Origin of the sequence: Pseudomonas sp. NPDC087336 (assembly GCF_044744285.1) — a bacterium.
Lineage (GTDB): Bacteria > Pseudomonadota > Gammaproteobacteria > Pseudomonadales > Pseudomonadaceae > Aquipseudomonas.
The window spans coordinates 184308-202471 of record NZ_JBIUYA010000007.1; the positions used below are offsets into that span (position 1 = coordinate 184308).

The window sequence follows — 18164 nt, forward strand, 5'->3', positions numbered from 1 at the left end:
AGAAGGCAGCGCAACATGATTGTCCGCCCGGTCCAGGTGACCGACCTGCCCGCCTTACTCGCGCTGGGCCGCCTGGCGGGCCGCGGCTTGACGACCCTGCCGGTCAACGAAGAGCGCCTGACCCATCGCTTGCGCTGGGCCCAAAGGACCTTCGCCGAACAGGTCGAACGCGCCGACGCCGACTACCTGTTTGTGCTCGAAGACGACGACCGGCAAGTGGTCGGCGTCAGCGCCATGACCGGGGCGGTTGGCCTGCGCGAGCCCTGGTACAACTATCGCGTCGGGCTGACTGTCAACTCTTCACCCGACCTGGGTATTTCGCGCCATATCCCGACCTTGTTCCTCAACAATGAGATGACCGGTCAATCGGAACTCTGCTCGTTGTTCCTGCGCCCCGATCAACGCTGGGGCAGTAATGGCCGTCTACTGTCGCTGGGACGCCTGTTGCTGGTGGCGGAGTTCCCGCACCTGTTCGGCGAGAAACTGATCGCCGAGCTGCGCGGCAGTGCCGACGAGAAAGGTTGCTCACCTTTCTGGGACAGTGTGGGCCGACACTTTTTCAAGATGGATTTCAGTCATGCCGATCATTTGTCGGGGCTGGGCAACAAATCGTTCATCGCCGAGCTGATGCCACGTCAACCGCTCTATACCTGCCTGCTCACCGAACGAGCCCGGGCGGTGATCGGCAAGCCGCATCCCAATTCGGAGCCGGCCTTGAAGATCCTCACTGCCGAGGGATTCTCCCACCAGGGCTACATCGACATTTTCGACGCGGGCCCGGTCATAGAGGCCCCGGTTTCGGGCATACGTACCGTGCGTGACAGTCAACACCTGCCATTGACTATCGGCACCCCGGACGACCAGGCACCGATCTGGCTGATCCATAATCGCCGCCTGGAAAACTGCCGCATCACCGCCGCCCCAGCGCGACTGACGGGGGGCAACAGCCTGCTGGTCGACCGCCTCACCGCCAAGCGCCTGCAGCTGCAACCCGGCGATTCGGTGCGCGCGGTACCGCTGCCCGGTCGACAGCAGCAGGGCGCGGGAGAGCCCTGGCTCGCCACAAAATTGATATCCCTGGCTGGAAAACCTGCAAATTCGTCATCATTTCAGACCTCCCCGCATGATAGCCTTCCCCATCTTCGGCGTTGACACTTTTGCTCAAGCCTTTCCATTTCCATTGGTGGAACTCATATGTCCAGGCTTTCTCATCAAGATTTGCGCCGCAATTTTCGCCAACTGTTCGCCTCCAACACCTGCTATCACACGGCGTCGGTCTTCGACCCGATGTCGGCACGCATCGCTGCTGACCTGGGGTTCGAGGTGGGGATCCTCGGTGGATCGGTCGCGTCGTTGCAGGTATTGGGCGCCCCTGACTTTGCCTTGATCACCCTCAGCGAGTTCGCCGAACAGGCCACACGCATCGGCCGCGTCGCACAATTGCCGGTGATTGCCGACGCCGACCATGGCTACGGCAACGCGCTCAATGTCATGCGCACCATCGTCGAGCTGGAACGTGCCGGCGTGGCGGCCCTGACCATCGAAGACACCCTGCTGCCGGCGCAATTTGGCCGCAAATCCACTGACCTGATCACGGTGGCAGAAGGTGTCGGCAAGATTCGCGCGGCACTGGAAGCCCGGTGCGATTCGCAAATGGCAATCATCGCCCGTACCCATGCAGGCATCCTGCCGGTCCAGGAAATCATCAGCCGCACCAAGCAATACCAGGCCGCGGGCGCTGACGGAATTTGCATGGTGGGGGTAAAGGATTTCGACCACCTGGAGCAGATCGCCGAGCACCTGAGCGTGCCGCTGATGCTGGTGACCTACGGCAATCCACTGCTGCGTGACGACAAACGCCTTGCCGAGCTCGGCGTGCGCATCGTCATCGACGGCCACGGCGCCTACTTCGCCGCCATCAAGGCGACTTACGACAGCCTGCGCGAACAGCGCCAGATATTTACCCAGGCAGCGGACCTGAACGCTACCGAACTGACGCATACCTATACGCAGCCGGAGGAATATATCCGTTGGGCGGAAGAGTTCATGCACGTTAAAGAGTAAGGGCTGCGGTCTTTGAGTTTGATGGGGGGTTCCCGTCAGACCGAATATCAAGTGGTTTTGCTCTGGCTTCTTGCTCTGACTCTGGCTTTTGCTTTTGTTTTTGATCCACCCGCCCCTTAGCGAAGGAACGCCGAGCCTTAGCGAGGGGCCGGACGCTGGGGCAAGCCTCGCTCCTACAGTAGTTGATCGGGTACAACCGCGAGAGATTGGTCGGCTATAAGGCCGCCTTCGCTGGCAAGCCAGCTCCTACAAGGGGTCAGCGGTGAGGTTCAGACCGGGTCAAGCAGCTCGCAATGAGGCCGGTCATCACTGCAACAGATAACCCGATTACGCCCCATGGTCTTGGCCTCATACAACGCCTGGTCAGCATTACTGAGCCACAGCGTCGCATCGGCGTGGCGTGCGTTGAAGGCCGCAAGACCAATGCTCAAGCTGACTTTCAGGGCCGGAGTTTGCTCGTACCCCAGGGTCGCGAAACGGTCACGCAAGGCGTCCATGGCCACAGCCGCGCTGCTCAACGGCAGGTCGGGAAGGATCACGCAGAACTCGTCGCCGCCATAACGCCCCGCCACATCGGTGGCCCGCAGGTTCTGCTTGAGCATCTTGCTCAGTTGGCGCAGCACGATGTCACCGGCAACGTGGCCGTAGGTGTCATTGATGCTCTTGAAGTGGTCGATGTCGATCAGGGCGATGGCCCCGCCCTGATGCTGGCGTTGGCAGCGCTGGAACTCGATCTCCAGCTGATCCTTCCAGGCGCCGTGATTGAGCAGGCCGGTCAGGCTGTCGGTGCGGCTCAGGGCCAGCAGCTCACGCTTTTGCTGGCCGAGGGTATGCGCCTGGCGGAAGCAGATCAAGCCCAGCGCCAGCGGGTAAAAACACATCAGGGGCAAGCAGGCGTAGAGCTGCAACTGGGTTGTTTCAGGAATGAACAGCGGTGTAAAGATCAACCAGCCAACGCCGATCCCGAGCACCTGCGCGACCGTTCCCACCAGTAGAAAACGCAGACCGCCGATGGCTACGTTGTTCATCGCCATCATGGAAATAGTCGTTGCACTGGGCAGCGGATTGAACTGCATCGCAGCGACCCAGAAGCCGCCCATGAACGCGTCGACCAAGAGGTTGCGATGTTCGGCGTGATAGGGCGTCTTGCCCCGACGCGCCCATTGATAGGCCAGATGCGGCCAGAGCAAGCCGTTGAACAGCATCAGGCTCCAGACCCACGGCGCCGGGTCCAGCGGGTACATCGCCACACTCACGCAGATCAAACCCAACACCAGGCCGAGGATTCGCGACGTGTAGAGCCTCCTGGCCAGTGAAAGTCCTTTTCCTCCCATCTTTCCCATTGGGACCTCTGCACCACAGAACGAAATCTTTTCACACCGGGAATGCAGGTGTGCTCGAAGTCTATCAGGGCAACGGCAAATAGCCATCACCGGCCGGCGGGACGAGCTCCCGTCGCCGGCAAATCGATGTACCCGCAGAAACGGCTATACATGAAGGTAGGGATTGCTGCACAACGTTGTAAAGGAGGCCCATGCAGACCTTTCAAGTGCTGATCATCGGCAGCGGTTTTGGCGGCCAGTGCGCGGCGGTCAATTTGCTCAAGGCCGGCATCGACGATTTTCGCCTGCTGGAACGCCGGGATTTCTTCGGCGGCACCTGGTGCCAGAACACCTACCCGGGCGCCGCGGTCGACGTGCCCTCGCCGCTCTATTCGCTGTCGTTCGCCCCCTACCGCTGGACGCAGATGTTCGCCGAACAGGCTGAATTGCACCGCTACACCCGTTACGTGGTGGAGCATTTCGGCTTGCGAGACAAGGTGGAACTGCAGGCCAATGTCGAGCGTGTCGAATGGGACGAAGCACATACACGCTGGGCGGTACACACCGTCAAGGGCGTGTTTCATACCCAGTTCCTGATCAATGCCACCGGCCCCCTGAGCCAACCGGTGGTCCCGCACTTCGAAGGTCAGGAACGCTTTCGGGGCAAAGCCTTTCATACCAACAATTGGGATCATGCCTACGATTACCGGCAAAAACGTGTGGCCATCATCGGCAGTGGCGCCAGTGCGGCCCAGGTGATTCCGGCGATCGCCCCGCACGTCGAGCACCTGCATGTATTCCAGCGCACGCCGCATTGGGTGCTGCCACGGGCTGACCGCACCTTCGGCCGTTTCCAGCGCTGGTTGCTCGGGCTCAAACCCGCCTACAAGCTGCTGCGCTGGATGATCTACTGGCAGTTTGAAACCCGGGTGATTGCCTTCAAATACTCAAGGCCGGCAGTGCGCATGGTTCAGCAGCAAGCCCTGCGTTTGCTCAAGCGCCAGGTGCCGGATGCCGAACTGCGGCGAAAATTGACCCCCGACTACACACTCGGCTGCAAGCGGGTGATTCTGTCGAGCACCCTTTACCCCGCGCTGGGCCGCGCCAACGTGACATTGCACAGCCGAGAACAGGGCATCAAAGCCATCGATGAAACCGGCATCCTCATGCAGGACGGCCAACACATCGACCTGGACCTGATCGTCTGGTCCACCGGTTACGACGCCACCGATGGGGTGATTTCCTACCCCGTAACGGGAAAAAACGGCACCCGCCTCAAGGACGTCTGGGCGCAATACCCGCGCGCCTACCTCGGCACCAGCCTGCCGGCCTTCCCTAACCTGTTTATCGTCACCGGGCCGAACACCGGGATCGGCCACACATCGGCACTGTTCATCATCGAATCGCAGATGAACTACATCCTCGATTGCATTCGCACGATAAAAGCACGCGGTTTGCGCAGCATCGAAGTACGCCCCGAGGCAGAACGTACCTACACTGAAATGATCCATAGAGAAATGGAACGCACAGTGTGGAAGTCAGGAGGCTGCCACAGTTGGTATCAAAGCAAGAGCGGTCATGTGATTGCCATGTTTCCCGGGTTCAGTTTCAGCTTTCACCGCTTGACCCGAACCCTGAAACCGGCGGATCACATCGTGTCCTGATCCGATAGAAGGAAGACGCTGATGCTTTTACTGGTTGTCACTATCGCGGTGTTCGCCGCCTGGAGCTGGTTGAGCTACCCGGCCATCGGGTACTGGCTGTACGACTTGAGCGTGGCTGTCGAGGCCAAGTTGTACAAACTGCACAAGATTGTCGTGCCCATCGCCGAAATGACCGTCTCGACCTGGCAAGGCGGGCCGTATGAGGCGTCCAGCAATGTGTTGATGCTGCACGGCTTCAGTGCCGACAAGAACCTGTGGCTGCGTTTTGCCCGGCATTTTGTCGGCAACTACCGGGTGATCATTCCCGACATCGCCGGGCATGGTGAAACCGGCTTCAAGGCGGGTGGCGGCTATGACATTCCCTTGCAAGCCAAGCGGATGATCCAGTTGCTCGATGTCTGCGGGGTCGACAAGGTGCATGTCATCGGCAACTCGATGGGCGGCTACATCGCCGCCTGGCTGGCGGCCAATTATCCGGAACGCATTGCCTCGCTCGCCCTGTTCGACCCTGCCGGGGTGACCGCGCCGGAACCCAGTGACCTGGAACGGCATCTGGCCAAGGGCCACAACCCGTTCCTGATCCACTCACGGGAAGAATTCAAGTATTTCTATGGCATGACCATGGCCGAACCACCGTGGGTGCCGCGGGTGGTGCTGGACGCCATCGCCCATCGCTATCAACAGTCGCGCGACGAACTGGAGGAAATCTTCCGCGATTTTCGCGCTAGCCCGCCCATGGAACCGAAATTGCCGGCGGTCAAGGCGCCGGCGCTGTTGCTGTGGGGGCGCAAGGATCGCTTGATCGATGTCAGCAGCGTGGCCATCTGGAGCAAAGGCCTGGCGGATCTGCGGGTGGAAATATGGGAGGGCATCGGGCACATGCCGATGGTCGAAGCGCCAGCCGGTTCGGCGCACCTGTATCGGGAGTTTTTGGCATCGCTGCGCTCGGAAAGCCCGCAGGATCAACGACTGCACTGAACTGGCAGTCGTTTGCAGAATGAAGTTCGTCAGAAACTTCGTTTGCCGGCGTCGCTGAAGGCTGCGATCTTTTCTCCCATCCTTCACGTCCACGCGCCAGGAATTTTGTTCATGAGCCATCCGAGCTTCGTCAGCCCCGACCTGATCCGCCAACGCTTCTCCAAGGCGATGTCCGACATGTACCGCGAAGAAGTGCCGCTGTACGGCGCGCTGATGGAACTGGTGGAACAGACCAACCGCCACGTGCTGGACACCGACCCGCAAGTGGCCCAACGCTTGAACAGCACCGGTGAAATCGAGCGCCTTGACCTTGAGCGCCACGGGGCCATCCGGGTCGGCACCGCCGCTGAACTGGCCACCCTCGCCCGCCTGTTCGCCGTCATGGGCATGCAGCCGGTGGGTTACTACGACCTGACCCCGGCCGGGGTACCGGTGCATTCCACCGCGTTCCGTGCGGTGCATGAGGCATCGTTGCAGGTCAGCCCGTTCCGGGTGTTCACCTCGCTGTTGCGCCTGGAGCTGATCGAAGACCTCGAGCTGCGGGCGTTTGCCCAGTCGGTGCTGGACAAGCGTTCGATCTTCACCCCGGCTGCCCTCACCCTCATCGACCGCGCCGAAAGCCAGGGCGGCCTCAGCGAAAAAGACGCCGAGGCGTTCGTCGAACAGGCCCTGGAAACCTTCCGCTGGCACCACAGCGCCACGGTCAGCGCCGGGCAATATCAGCAACTCAGCGCCCAGCATCGCCTGATTGCCGATGTGGTGGCGTTCAAGGGACCGCACATCAATCACCTGACGCCGCGCACCCTGGACATCGACATCGTGCAGGCGCAAATGCCCGCGCACGGCATCACCCCCAAAGCGGTGATCGAAGGGCCACCCCGCCGGCAGTGTCCTATCCTGCTGCGCCAGACCAGTTTCAAGGCGCTCGACGAACCGGTCGCGTTCACCGATCAATCCGACACCCGCGGCAGCCACAGCGCCCGCTTCGGTGAAATCGAACAACGCGGCGCCGCACTGACGCCCAAAGGCCGGGCGCTGTACGACCGCTTGCTCAATGCCGCGCGGGACGAACTCAAGGATTTCCCCAACGAAGCCAACGCCGACCGCTATAACGAATTGATGGTGCAACACTTCAGCGAATTTCCTGACACCCATGAGGGCATGCGCCAACAGGGACTGGCGTTCTTTCGCTACTTTGTGACGGAAAAAGGCCTGGCGGCGGCCGAACTGAAAACCTTGGCGCTCGAAGACCTGGTCCGCGACGGCTATCTGCGCGTTGAACCGCTGGTCTACGAGGATTTCCTGCCGGTGAGCGCCGCGGGGATTTTCCAGTCAAACCTGGGCGATGCCGCACAAACCAACTACGGCGAGCACTCCAACCAGCAGGCGTTCGAAAAAGCCCTGGGGCGTCCGACCATTGATGAACTGCAGTTGTACGCCGAAACGCAACAGCGCTCGATCGAGCAGTGTCTCGCCGCCTTGGGCAATTGAACAACACCTCCCCTGTAGGAGCCGGCTTGCCGGCGAAGGCGTCCGCAAGACTTACGCAATGCTCGAAGACGCCTTCGCCGGCAAGCCGGCTCCTACACAGTGTTCATTTCAATTTAGCCAGCAAAGCCTCGGCCGTGGACTGAGAAGACGCCGGATTCTGCCCCGTCAGCAGTAGGCCGTCGGTACACACGTAGCTCGCCCAATCAGGCCCCTTGGAAAAAATCCCGCCCTTGGCCTTGAGCTCGTCCTCCACCAGGAAAGGCACGACCTTGGTCAGCTGCACCGCTTCTTCTTCGCTGTTGGTAAACCCCGTCACCTGCTTGCCCTTGACCAGTGGCTGGCCGTCGGCGCCTTTGGCATGGCGCAATACGCCCGGCGCATGGCAGACAGCCGCGACCGGCTTACCGGCGTCGTAGAACGCTTCGATGAGCGCGATCGAATCCCGGTCTTCGGCCAGGTCCCAGAGCGGTCCATGGCCGCCTGGATAGAAAATTGCGTCGTAGTCCCCGGCCTTCACCGTGCCCAGCACGACGGTCGCGGCCAACGCGGATTGCGCCGCAGGGTCCTGGCGAAAGCGTTCGGTGGCCTCGGTTTGCGCATCCGGCTCGTCGCTCTTGGGGTCCAGCGGTGGCTGGCCGCCCTTGGGCGAGGCCAGGGTCAGTTGGGCGCCAGCGTCCTTGAAGGCGTAATAGGGTGCAGCGAATTCTTCCAGCCAGAAGCCGGTTTTCTTGCCGGTGTTACCCAATTGATCGTGGGACGTTAGAACCATCAGGATTTTCATGTCGTCGTCACTCCATCTCGGGGCTGCAGGCAAAACAGATAACAGTCAGTTAAAAGTTCAGCCCGGTGAATATTGCAGAGCACAACGACTGCGCCATTCATTCGCTTGAACATGCAGTCGTGTATCGAGAAAAAGTGTTCGCCCAGTGCTGTGGCCTCGGCAATCCATGCACTGGTAAAGAACCCTGACACTGGGCGAACGGGGTGTATTTTAATAGATGTTTATGGATATGTCCGCGCCTGCAACATGAAATTTGCTGATATGTATTTTATAAGATGTCAGCTTAAATATAATTCAAAACCAACAACTTAAACGCACTGACTAGACCAAAGTAGTTGATTGTTCCTATACGAAAGTTGCACAGGAACAATCAATGGATAGATCACTCAACTTCCGGCTTTGGTGGTCACTTGCAGAATGTCGGTGTATGTCACGTACACGCTTTGTCCGACTTTAAGGTCCTTGAGCTTGGCTTGAACTTTCGGATCTTCGACAGTGATGGTTTTGGTCTGCCCCTGCGGGTTTTTGAAGGACACCTGGTTTTTCTTCTGGTCGATGTCGGTGATTTGCAGCTGGACCTGTACCTGGCGATAAGCTTCGCCGCCAGGGACGTTCCCGGGTGCGTTGCGGGCTTCACCTGCACGCTCTGAGCTGCCCGGCAAGCCTTTGTCGACATCGGTGTCGAGGTAGGCCGCGACGGAACGGGTGACCTTGATGTCGACCTGGTCGCCGGCCTTGAGGTTGCCGAGGTTTTTCGCCTTGTCGGTCAGTTGCACATGCACCTGGCGACCTTCCGGCCCTTCAAGCACCACTTGATGTTTAGCGGCATCGACCGAGACGACTTTGGTGCTGATCTGATCAGCTTCCACGACGGCAGACAACGGGATGTCTTCTGCGACGGCACTAAAACTGGCGGCAGACAGCAAGGTAGCGAGGGTGACGGCTTTGGTCAGTGCGTTGAGTTTCATAGGCAGAACATTCCCTGTGATGGAGGATGGAAAACGGCGCACCCGCGAAGTTTCAACGCCGTGTGATGGTTGAGCATAGACGCTGATCCGGGAGTGTTCGCAGTTTTTGCGCAGTTTGATTCGCCCCTGCCGATCATGCCTCGGGAGACGAAAATCAAGAGATCGCAGCCTGCGGCAGCTCCTACAGGGAAATGCTAATAGCCGGTCATTTCCAGGTAGCCCTGGCCGCCGTGGCTGCCGCTCAGGTGCACTGGCCCTTCCCAGTAGGGGATGCGCAGATTCATCCAGGCATTGGGGTTGAGGGCGCTGATGACGATATCGAGGTGTTTGCCGGGGATCTGGATCGACCAGCGCACGGGCATCGAGCGCCCGGCCACCTTGGCGGTGTCCTGCGGGGTGAGGCGGATGGCGTCGGCATCGAGCCGTTGCGGCTGGCCCTGGGCGTCGATCCAGGTGCCGGTCAGGTAGGGTTCGCCGTTTTTTTGCCGCATGCGATAGAGCATCACCTGCTCGCCGCCGTCCAGGTGCAGGGAAAACCAGTCCCAACCGCTCTGCTCGGCGGTCAGGGGCTGGCTGCTCCACTCCCGGTCGAGCCACGCGGGGCCGCTGACCTGAAAACGCTGGCCGTCGATCTCCAGGGTGCCGCTGGCCTGGAAAAACGGCTGGCTGTAGTAATAGGACGCCTGGCCCTGTTCGGACTTCTGACTGAACCCCTTGTCGCCCTGCAGCACCAGCGGTCGGTTCGCGGTCAGGCGCAGTTGATAGCTGAAGCCCTTGTCGCGGGCGCTGAGTTGCAGATCGGCCAAGGGATCGGCACCCGTTGCCTGGCTGCTGAAATGCCAGTCGTCGATCCACGCATTGAACGGCGTCAGGCTCACCCCGGCCTGCTCCACGCCGCCGCGGGCATAACGCTCGGCGGCGTGATGCACAGTGGCCGAGGTCACCGCCGCGTGGCCCAGCCATAACGTCTGGTTGCTCCAGCCGGCCACCTCGGGCGTGGCTTTCAAGGCACTGCGAAACAGCGTCCACTGCACACCGAACTCGCGGCCCTGCGCATCCTTGAGGTTGGCGGTGACGTACCACCATTCGATGCGAAAACCCTCGTGCGGGCCGTGATCCGCCGGGAAGCTGAACACCCGGCCGGGCACCACCTGGGTAAACGCGGCCGCTTGATTGCCAAGGCCGGCGAAACCTTTTTCCTCCGGTGCCGGCTGGTCGCAACCGGCGAGCAACGCTGCTACCAGGCACAGCCCGAGCTTAATCCTCATGGGCAAAGGTCCTCAGCAGGTCCGCCGGTTGCGTGCGATACAGCGAATACAGCGGCCACGCCGATGCCAGCAAAGTCGCCAACAATGCCAGCCCCATCAACTGCAGCAATTGCAGGGGAAACACCTGCAGCGGCAGGCGCCAGCCGAATGCCTGGACGTTGATCACCGCGTCCAGGCACCAGGCCAGCGCGATGCCCAAGGGCAACGCCAGCACCAGGGTCAGCAGCGCCAGCAGCCAGGTCTGCCCGAGGTTGAGCAGCATCAGTTGCCGGCGCGTCACGCCCAGCGCCCACAGCGGCGCCAGTTGCCCGAGACGGCTCTGGCTTTGCGTCAGCAGGCTGATGAACAGCGCCACGCCGGCCACGCAAAGGGTCAGGCTATTGAGCGCGGCGGTGGCGGCGAAGGTGCGCTCGAACACCTGCGTCGACCAGCCCTTGAGCCGGGCCTGATCGACGATGCGGCTGTCCTCCAGGGCGAAGCGCGCCTGCAGCGCGGTCACGAACGGCGTGATCAAGGCCGGCTCGATGCGCAGGTTGAAGCGGTTCGGCGTCAGTTGCGGCCAGCCGCGCAGCAAGTGCTCGACGTTGACCAGCAGGTGGCCCTTGGGATTGCCGTAGTCGGCGTAGATGCCGACGATACGCGGCGACCAGGGACCGTTGGGCGTGGCAATCGTCAGGTGATCGCCGAGCTTCACCTTCAGGCGCCGCGCCAGTTGCTCGCTGAGCATCAGCGCATCGTCCGCGGCCAGGCGATCCCATGGCTTGTCATCCAGGGCTTCCAGCAACGGCCAGTGCTGGCGATAGGTCGGGTGATCGATCACGCCAGACAAATCCGCGGGCCAGCCTTGCAGTTGAATCGAGACCTGCCAGTTGGGCAACACCGCCGTGGGCTGCGGCTGTTGCTTGAGCCAGTCATGCATCTCCCGAGCCTGGGCCGGGTTTTGTGGATTGAGGTAGAGCTCGGCGGTCAGCCGTTGTTCGAGCCAGTTGCTGAAGGTCTGGCGGAAACCGGCGGTCATGCTGCCGGCACCGATGTTGGCCGCCAGGGCCAGCAGCAGCGCCATCAACGCCAGGCTCAAGGCCGGCAGTTGCTGGCGGCAATCGGCGACGAACCACTGGCCGAGCACCGATGAAGTGCGGGTAGTCAGCCCATTGAGCACGGCATTGAGCACCACCGGCAACGCCAACGCGGCGCCCAGCAATAACGCGGCCATGAGCACAAAACCACTGGCCAGGCTGTCACCGCGCAGCAAGGCCAGCAACGCAATGGCCGAGGCCAGCGCCGCGATCCAACCCTGGCGGCGCAACCAGCGCCCATGGGCCTGATGCCAGGCCTGCGGATCGGCCAGGGCCAGCAATGGCAAGCGCGCCGCACGCCACAAGCTGTTGGCCCCGGCGAGCGCGGCGCCGAACAGGCTCAGACCGACGCCGCTGAACCACCACAGCGGGCTCAGGTTCAACTGCCCCGCCACTTCGGCCCCGTACAAGCCGCGCAGGCTGGCGGCGACATCCGGCAGCAGCACGCTGGCCAGCAGGTAACCGCTGACGACGCCGGCCACGCCGCCGATCAGCGCCAGGCCACCCAGCTCGACGGCCAGGCAAAAAATCAGCATCCGCGCGCTGACCCCGCAGGCGCGCAGGGTCCGCAGCAAACCGCGACGCTGTTCCAGCGCCAGTCCTATCGCGGCGTGCACGATGAACAGGCCGACCACGAACGAGAGAAACCCGAGGGCGTCCAGGTTCAGGTGAAAGCTCTCGGTCAGGCGCGCCAGATTGTTTTCTTCGCCGCTGCTCTTGAGCTGAAGTTGTCCCTTGAACGAATCGGGCAGCGTCGCGGTGAAATCCCTGGGCAGCAGCAGGCGTGATAACTGATCCGGCAAACCGAGGATCTGCTGGGCAAACCCGATGTCCACCAGCAACACGCCCGGCGCCATGTCCGCTTGAGCGTGCAGCGGCGGCAAGGCGTGGCCGTTCAAGGCCAATGGCCGCTCGCCCTCCTTCAGCCCCAGTCCCTGCAAGGTCTGCGGTGCAATCCAGGTGCTGCCCGGTGCGGTGAAAAATTCGACCACCTGCTCGATGGCCAATGCCTGCCCCGCCACCTCGGCCCCGGCCGGCAGCGACACGGGCTCGATGCCCATCAGTTGCAGGCGCTGATCTTCATGGCCCTTGAGCGTCAGCCGACCCTGCAGTACCGGCGACACCGGCCAACCGGCGCGGCGCAGGTCGACAAACAACTGCTGCGCAAAAGTCCCGCCAGCGGGCGCACTCAGGCTGGCCTGGGGTTCGCCGCCAATCAGCTGACTGGCCCTGGCATAGCTGTCCCGCGCCTGGCTGTTCAGCGCCTGCACCCCGGTCAGCAGGCTGGTGGCCAGCCACAGCCCGGTCAGCACGCTGAAAAACTGCACCGGGTGCTGTCGCCAATGACTGAGCAGCGCGTGCAGGGCCTGGCGAAAAATGCGCATCTCAGCGCTCGTCCACAGCCGCCAGCCGACCGCCGTGCAGCACCACCTTTTCAGCCATTCGCGCCGCCACGCCGGGACTGTGGGTGACCATCAGCAGGGTCGTCGGACTGTCGTCGAGCAACTCCAGCAGCAACTTCAGCACTTCGTCGCTGGTGCCTTCATCGAGGCTGCCGGTGGGCTCGTCGGCCAACAGCAACTTGGGTTGCGAGGCCAGGGCCCGGCCCAAGGCGACCCGTTGCTGCTGGCCGCCGGAGAGTTGTTCGGGATAACGCCGCAGCAAATCGCCCAAGCCCAGGCGCTGCACCAGATGCGCCTGCCAGCGCGGATCATGGCGGCCGGCAAGGCGCGCCTGAAACGCCAGGTTGTCCTCCACCCGCAAGCTGCCGATCAGGTTGAACTGCTGGAACACCAGGCCGATTTCGCTGCGGCGCCAGCTCGCCAGTTGCCCTTCGTTCATCTGCTCCAACCGGTGCTCACCGCTGCGAATGCTGCCGCGATCGACCTTGTCCAGCCCGGCGATCAGGTGCAGCAAGGTGCTCTTGCCACTGCCCGACTCGCCCATCAGCGCCAGGCTGCTGCCGGGTTTGAGGGTCAGGTCGACACCCTGCAACACCGGCAATGGCCCTTGCGGCGTGGCGTAGCTTTTGAAGACACCCTGGACTTCCAGCATGGGAGCACCCGTTCGATGAGCGTGGGCCAAGGATAGCGGTCCGCAGTGGTTTTTGTCCGTTGCCGATTGAGGCCCTGCGCGGCCCTTTCGAATGCGAAACCGCACGACGCTTCTCGTCGCAATTACTGAACACAGGTAGCAATAGATCAGAAATCCGCTATTACGTTAGTAGCCACTTCATTCATTGCAGATCGTCACAGGTACGCCCCCACGATGCTAAATCCACTGAAGCATTCAATCGTTCGTTATGGCTTCTTACTGGGTGTTATTACAGTGGGGCTGACCGCTTGCAGCAGCGACGTGAACTATAAGGCACCTAAAGAAATTACTCGCCCCCCTATCGATGACAGCGAGACTTCGTCGGTGCGAGTCACGACCAGTTGGCTGCAACACTCACTGAGCCAAAAGGGCTGTCTGGAGCACGCCAGGGCGGCTCTTGCAAAAGCGAGGTATTTTGTTGAAGCAGGAGATCGATCAGTCTATGGGCTGCGTGAAGGCATGACTTTTTCGATTCGCTGCGACTACGAAGGCGTCGCATTTTTTGCAGTGGCCTATCGCCAAAGGCCAAGTACTCAAACCCAGGATCGGATCTTGAATGAAATCACCCGGCTATTTTAAGGTGTAAAGCGCCGACGCGTGACAGGGCGGGTCAGCGCGCAGATGCCGCCAGATCCTCTTCGACAAAGCGCAGCATCGCCTCCGCCAGCGCCTCGCGCGGATAGGCATTCTGTGTCACCAAGAGTGAAGCGAGGGTCGAATGCGTTCGGGCGATCGGTACTGCCAGTGCCCAATGATCGGCGTTGATAAAGCCCATCAGGCTGCTGCCAGGCACAATCTGATCGTAGAAGATCACTTGGCTGTCGTTGCGGGCATCGATGCGCGCCAGCTTGTTGTAACTCGATGTCAGCACGGCCGAGATGTGGTCCGGTTGCGGGAAGGTAACGAGCGAATAGAAGTTCACATCGGACGGCAGCCGGTTCTGCGCCAGCCAGTTCTTGCGCGTTGCGGGTCGCAGGCTGTCGATCGCCCCACCGTCGCCCGAATCGCAGGTCGCACCGGGAAAGTGCCGCAACAGGTCCGCCTGGTACTGCTCGGCATCGTTGGCCAGCGCCGAGCCGCCGACCGAGCCGGCTGCGCTGATCACTGCCGCCACGCGGCCGCGGATTTCCGGGTAATTCACCATCGCTTCGAGAATGTCAGGCGCGCCCTTCGAATAGCCGATCAGGACGAGGCGCGGCGGTCCGGCTTCGGCTGGCATCGCCATGATCGCGTCGCGTATTTGCCGAGCGTTCTTTGCGGAACTCGATAAGGCGTCGACCTTCATCTGCACCAGGTCATATCCGAACTGACGCAGATGAATCGCTACGCTGCCGGGCGCTTGCAGCCATTGCTCGAAGCATTCGTAGCCGACGCCGGCCACCACAGCGCCGATCAGACGGCGTTTCGATTGACCGAGATCGACGGGTTTTCCAGTGCCAACAGGTTCGCTACCGACGCGTGTCAGTGCCTCCTCGCAAGGGCGGCTATCGGGCAGGACGCTTGCTCGCGTGTCGAGGATCGAGCAGAAAATCTCGCGAAAGCGCCCCCGCTGGTCCTTCACGCCGGCCTGCGACGCAGGGACCAGCACCAGCGGCGGTGTGTCCGGCGAGTAGGCAATCAGCGGCGCGGGTGTGCAGGCGGTGAGCGCATGGCAGCCAGCGATCACCAGCCATGCCATGCCCGCGCTGCGCAACAATGGGTAGGCACCGCACAAACGGCCAGCCGAGTCATCCGGCCTGCCGAACAGGTCACTTGCGGGCATCGTCGACCTCCTTGCGTGCAGGCGATTCGCGCCAGTCCAGATACGGTTCCCAATCGAGCATCTGCACCTGCGACAGGCTGAGCGGCCGCGTCGCAAAGAACATGACCGCACGCAGACCGTCGCTGAAGTAATGGGCGCCGCTGAACGTCGTTCGCGGTTGTGCCTGGGCCGCAGCACCGGCGCCGGTGACGAACCCGAGCTTGTCCAGACCGGCTGAATACATCATGTCCTGGATCAGCAAATTCCTCGCCTCATCGACGTCCTCATGCAAGACGAGGTCTTGCGCCTCGCGCGGTGCAAAGCGTCCGCCGGTCGGTCTTGCGACCTGCGCGAGATAAACGGAGTGACCGTCGAAGCGCAGAGGCGTGATCCACACACGCACCCAGGTCGCCGGCGCTCCGGCTTGCGATTGCTTGCGAACCACGGCATCGGGCATGCGGCCGAATGCACGTTCGGCCGCATCCGCGGGGTGCGTGGAACGTCGGTAGCCACGACGCACAAATGCGGTGGCGATATCGGCGAACTCGCCGACGAGAATCGCATTGAACGGATCACCGTTCGCCCTGCCGTTCGCGTCAGCGGCGCAGCAGGGAAGGCGCTCCAAAGCGGAACGCAACGCGGCCAGATCGTCATAGTCCTTGATCTCGGAACCGTGATGCTGGAACAAGCCTTCGGCAAACCATTTTTCCCCGGCATCGTCCGGCACCCGCAAGAAGAGGGAGAACGGGACCAGCGTCTTTCTCTGCAGCAGATCGATATTGAGCAACCGCGTAGCGCGCTCCGGGTTGATGAACAGCAAGCCCGCTTTCGTTTCGCCTGGCAGGACGGGATTCTTGAAGCCCAGCTGGTCCAGGTGGTCGTTGATGCGCGCGTTCGCTGCCGGGGCGAATATCCCGTGCATGGACCAGGCGACTTCGAGTGGCGAGAAGTAATCGGGATCGGTTCCCGGCCGCAGCAACAAGAGCGGTTCGGCCGTCTGGTTCTGGACTTCGACCCACACCGGCTGCACACGCGTCTTGTCCAGCTCTACCCCCAGCATGCGCCGCCTGTCTTCGGCACTGAGCACGGCGGCGCTGACGCGTATCTCGTGGCTGGTGGCCGTCTGCGCACGTTCACGCAATCCGGCGGTACTGAAGTCGGCAGGCGCCTGCCAGGTCGAACAGGCAACGGCGAGCGCAAGAGTCGCTGCACAACCCAGGATGTGCAAGCAGCGCATTGCCCATCGGCTCATGGCTTGACCCGCCTCGGTAATTGCCCGCCATTCTCGTAGATGCCCTGTGATAGAAAGAATTCGATTTGCGCCAGGGAGGTGTGCGTAGGATCGAATACCAGGACACAGCGCAGGCCATCCGTATAGTAAGGATCGGTCGTCAGGTTCTCCCGCGGCGCGCTCTGGGGCGCAGCCCCCACACCCTTCACAAAGCCGAATTTGGCCAGCGTCACCGAATACGCCATATCCTGTGTCAGCGCACTGCGCGCTTCGTCGACGTCAGGGTCGATCTTGTGCGTCGTCAGCGTCGCGGTATGCACGGTCAACCGGCTGCCGATATCACGGCTGATCTGTCCGACCCACACCTGCTTGCCGTGATACTGCATGGGACTGAGCCATAGCCTCAGGTGATTGCGCTGGTGGACGTTGTCACGCGCCTTTTGCAAGGCAAGGTCCTGAGCTCGCCCGAACAGATAGAGATCGCTCACCGGCGCATAGGGATAACGCTCACCGGAAAGCGCCGAGTTAACCACTTTCATGATCGACCCCGACCACTTCTCCTCGGTTCCACGCCAGCCGCGACGTGCGAAGGCGGGGAAGGCATCATCGAGCCCGCCGACAACCACCAGGTTCAGCGGATCGCCGTTCCTGGAACCCTCCTCGTTGGTGACGCAACACGGCAGCGCCTCCAGCGCCGCCTGGAAACTGGCGTCATCGGTGTAGTTGACAATGTCCTGGGGCGCATAGATGCCCTTCCTGAACACTTCGCTGATGTGGTAATCGGTGCGCAGGCCCGGCACGATGGCCAGGACAGAGAAGTGCCTGGACCGCCCGTCTGCCACCAGATCAAGGTTAACGAACTTGAATCCCTCGTCGAGATTGGTCAACACGAAGCCCGAGGTCGTCGCGCCAGGTGCGATTGGGTTGCGCAAGGCCAGCCGACGAAAGTGCCGGTCGAGCGCCGTCCACTCGTCCTGCGTGCCCCCTGAGAAAAATGCTTCGGCCGCCTCGGATGCAGGGAAGAAATTGGGATCGAGGCCCGGCGAAAGCAGATAGTAGGCGCGGTCTTCGCGATTTGTGACTTCGATCCAGACTGGCTGTATCGATTTATCCGCCAGCGGCACGCCGTAGACCGCCTCGCTTTCGGCGGCCGACAGTACGGCGGTCGACACGCGCAAGCCGCCATCGCTGCGTGTCACGGCGCGGCTCTTGTAGTCAAGGCTCGTCGTTGGCGCAGGCTGGGAAGCACAGCCGGCGAGCGCGGCTACGATGGCTGTTGCTGCGAGAACCTGTCTCACCATGCGATGCATCGCGTAACCTCATCGACTGAGCTTTACCCATCTTCGCTGGCCTGCCTACGTAATCCGTGGCTACCACGAACATTAGCTTCTACATCGCAGCTTTTCATCATGAACTGCCCCGCAAATCCCGCAGGCTTTTGGGTGTGAGTAACGCCGCCATGGCAGAATAGTCGAACTATCGATAG

At 61.6% G+C, this 18164-nt stretch carries 15 protein-coding genes; 6 read left to right on the forward strand and 9 right to left on the reverse strand.

Annotated elements, in window-relative coordinates; all coding sequences use genetic code 11:
• Positions 1–15: 15 nt before the first annotated feature.
• Positions 16–1152, forward strand: coding sequence for an arginine N-succinyltransferase (astA, locus tag ACIO0C_RS09515; RefSeq protein WP_401310765.1), 1137 nt, complete (start codon positions 16–18; stop codon positions 1150–1152).
• Positions 1153–1194: 42 nt separating this feature from the next.
• Positions 1195–2064: an oxaloacetate decarboxylase gene (locus ACIO0C_RS09520; RefSeq protein WP_401310768.1), complete on the forward strand. Its 870-nt coding sequence runs from the start codon at positions 1195–1197 to the stop codon at positions 2062–2064.
• 269 nt (positions 2065–2333) lie between these two features.
• On the opposite strand, the gene ACIO0C_RS09525 is transcribed toward ACIO0C_RS09520, so the two are convergent.
• Positions 2334–3407 (reverse strand): diguanylate cyclase, encoded by a 1074-nt coding sequence (locus tag ACIO0C_RS09525; RefSeq protein ID WP_401310771.1) that lies wholly within the window; start codon positions 3405–3407, stop codon positions 2334–2336.
• Between the two features lie 191 nt (positions 3408–3598).
• On the opposite strand from ACIO0C_RS09525, the gene ACIO0C_RS09530 reads away from it, so the two are divergent.
• The 3 genes from ACIO0C_RS09530 to ACIO0C_RS09540 all read left to right on the forward strand — a co-directional run bounded on the left by ACIO0C_RS09530 (position 3599) and on the right by ACIO0C_RS09540 (position 7519).
• Positions 3599–5050, forward strand: coding sequence for a flavin-containing monooxygenase (locus tag ACIO0C_RS09530; RefSeq protein ID WP_401310774.1), 1452 nt, complete (start codon positions 3599–3601; stop codon positions 5048–5050).
• 21 nt (positions 5051–5071) lie between these two features.
• Complete coding sequence (locus tag ACIO0C_RS09535) at positions 5072–6028, forward strand: alpha/beta fold hydrolase (protein WP_401310776.1); 957 nt, start codon at positions 5072–5074, stop codon at positions 6026–6028.
• A 111-nt stretch (positions 6029–6139) separates the two neighbouring features.
• Positions 6140–7519: a VOC family protein gene (locus ACIO0C_RS09540; protein WP_401310779.1), complete on the forward strand. Its 1380-nt coding sequence runs from the start codon at positions 6140–6142 to the stop codon at positions 7517–7519.
• 103 nt (positions 7520–7622) lie between these two features.
• On the opposite strand, the gene ACIO0C_RS09545 is transcribed toward ACIO0C_RS09540, so the two are convergent.
• The 5 genes from ACIO0C_RS09545 to ACIO0C_RS09565 form a co-directional block, all read right to left on the reverse strand.
• On the reverse strand, positions 7623–8300 hold the full coding sequence (locus tag ACIO0C_RS09545) for a type 1 glutamine amidotransferase domain-containing protein (protein ID WP_401310782.1): 678 nt from the start codon (positions 8298–8300) through the stop codon (positions 7623–7625).
• 386 nt (positions 8301–8686) lie between these two features.
• A complete protein-coding gene (locus tag ACIO0C_RS09550) occupies positions 8687–9268 on the reverse strand; it encodes a hypothetical protein (RefSeq protein WP_401310785.1) in 582 nt (193 codons plus the stop codon).
• Between the two features lie 194 nt (positions 9269–9462).
• Positions 9463–10536: a lipocalin-like domain-containing protein gene (locus tag ACIO0C_RS09555; protein WP_401310788.1), complete on the reverse strand. Its 1074-nt coding sequence runs from the start codon at positions 10534–10536 to the stop codon at positions 9463–9465.
• Positions 10526–12997, reverse strand: coding sequence for an ABC transporter permease (locus ACIO0C_RS09560; RefSeq protein ID WP_401310791.1), 2472 nt, complete (start codon positions 12995–12997; stop codon positions 10526–10528). Before ACIO0C_RS09560 ends, ACIO0C_RS09555 begins: the two co-directional genes overlap by 11 nt.
• Position 12998: 1 nt before the next feature.
• On the reverse strand, positions 12999–13667 hold the full coding sequence (locus ACIO0C_RS09565; protein ID WP_401310793.1) for an ABC transporter ATP-binding protein: 669 nt from the start codon (positions 13665–13667) through the stop codon (positions 12999–13001).
• A 213-nt stretch (positions 13668–13880) separates the two neighbouring features.
• On the opposite strand from ACIO0C_RS09565, the gene ACIO0C_RS09570 reads away from it, so the two are divergent.
• Entirely contained in the window at positions 13881–14285 is a 405-nt protein-coding gene (locus ACIO0C_RS09570; protein WP_401310796.1) for a hypothetical protein, read from the forward strand.
• Between the two features lie 31 nt (positions 14286–14316).
• On the opposite strand, the gene ACIO0C_RS09575 is transcribed toward ACIO0C_RS09570, so the two are convergent.
• Genes ACIO0C_RS09575 through ACIO0C_RS09585 form a run of 3 tightly spaced genes read right to left on the reverse strand, consistent with a single transcriptional unit; the run spans position 14317 to position 17988 of the window.
• Positions 14317–15468 (reverse strand): hypothetical protein, encoded by a 1152-nt coding sequence (locus tag ACIO0C_RS09575; RefSeq protein WP_401310799.1) that lies wholly within the window; start codon positions 15466–15468, stop codon positions 14317–14319.
• Positions 15455–16699 carry an LssY C-terminal domain-containing protein gene (locus ACIO0C_RS09580; RefSeq protein WP_401310801.1) on the reverse strand — a complete coding sequence of 415 codons (1245 nt, stop codon included), beginning with the start codon at positions 16697–16699 and terminating at the stop codon, positions 15455–15457. The genes ACIO0C_RS09575 and ACIO0C_RS09580 overlap by 14 nt, the downstream gene beginning before the upstream one ends.
• Positions 16696–17988, reverse strand: coding sequence for an LssY C-terminal domain-containing protein (locus ACIO0C_RS09585; protein WP_401310804.1), 1293 nt, complete (start codon positions 17986–17988; stop codon positions 16696–16698). The genes ACIO0C_RS09580 and ACIO0C_RS09585 overlap by 4 nt, the downstream gene beginning before the upstream one ends.
• Positions 17989–18164: the final 176 nt, after the last annotated feature.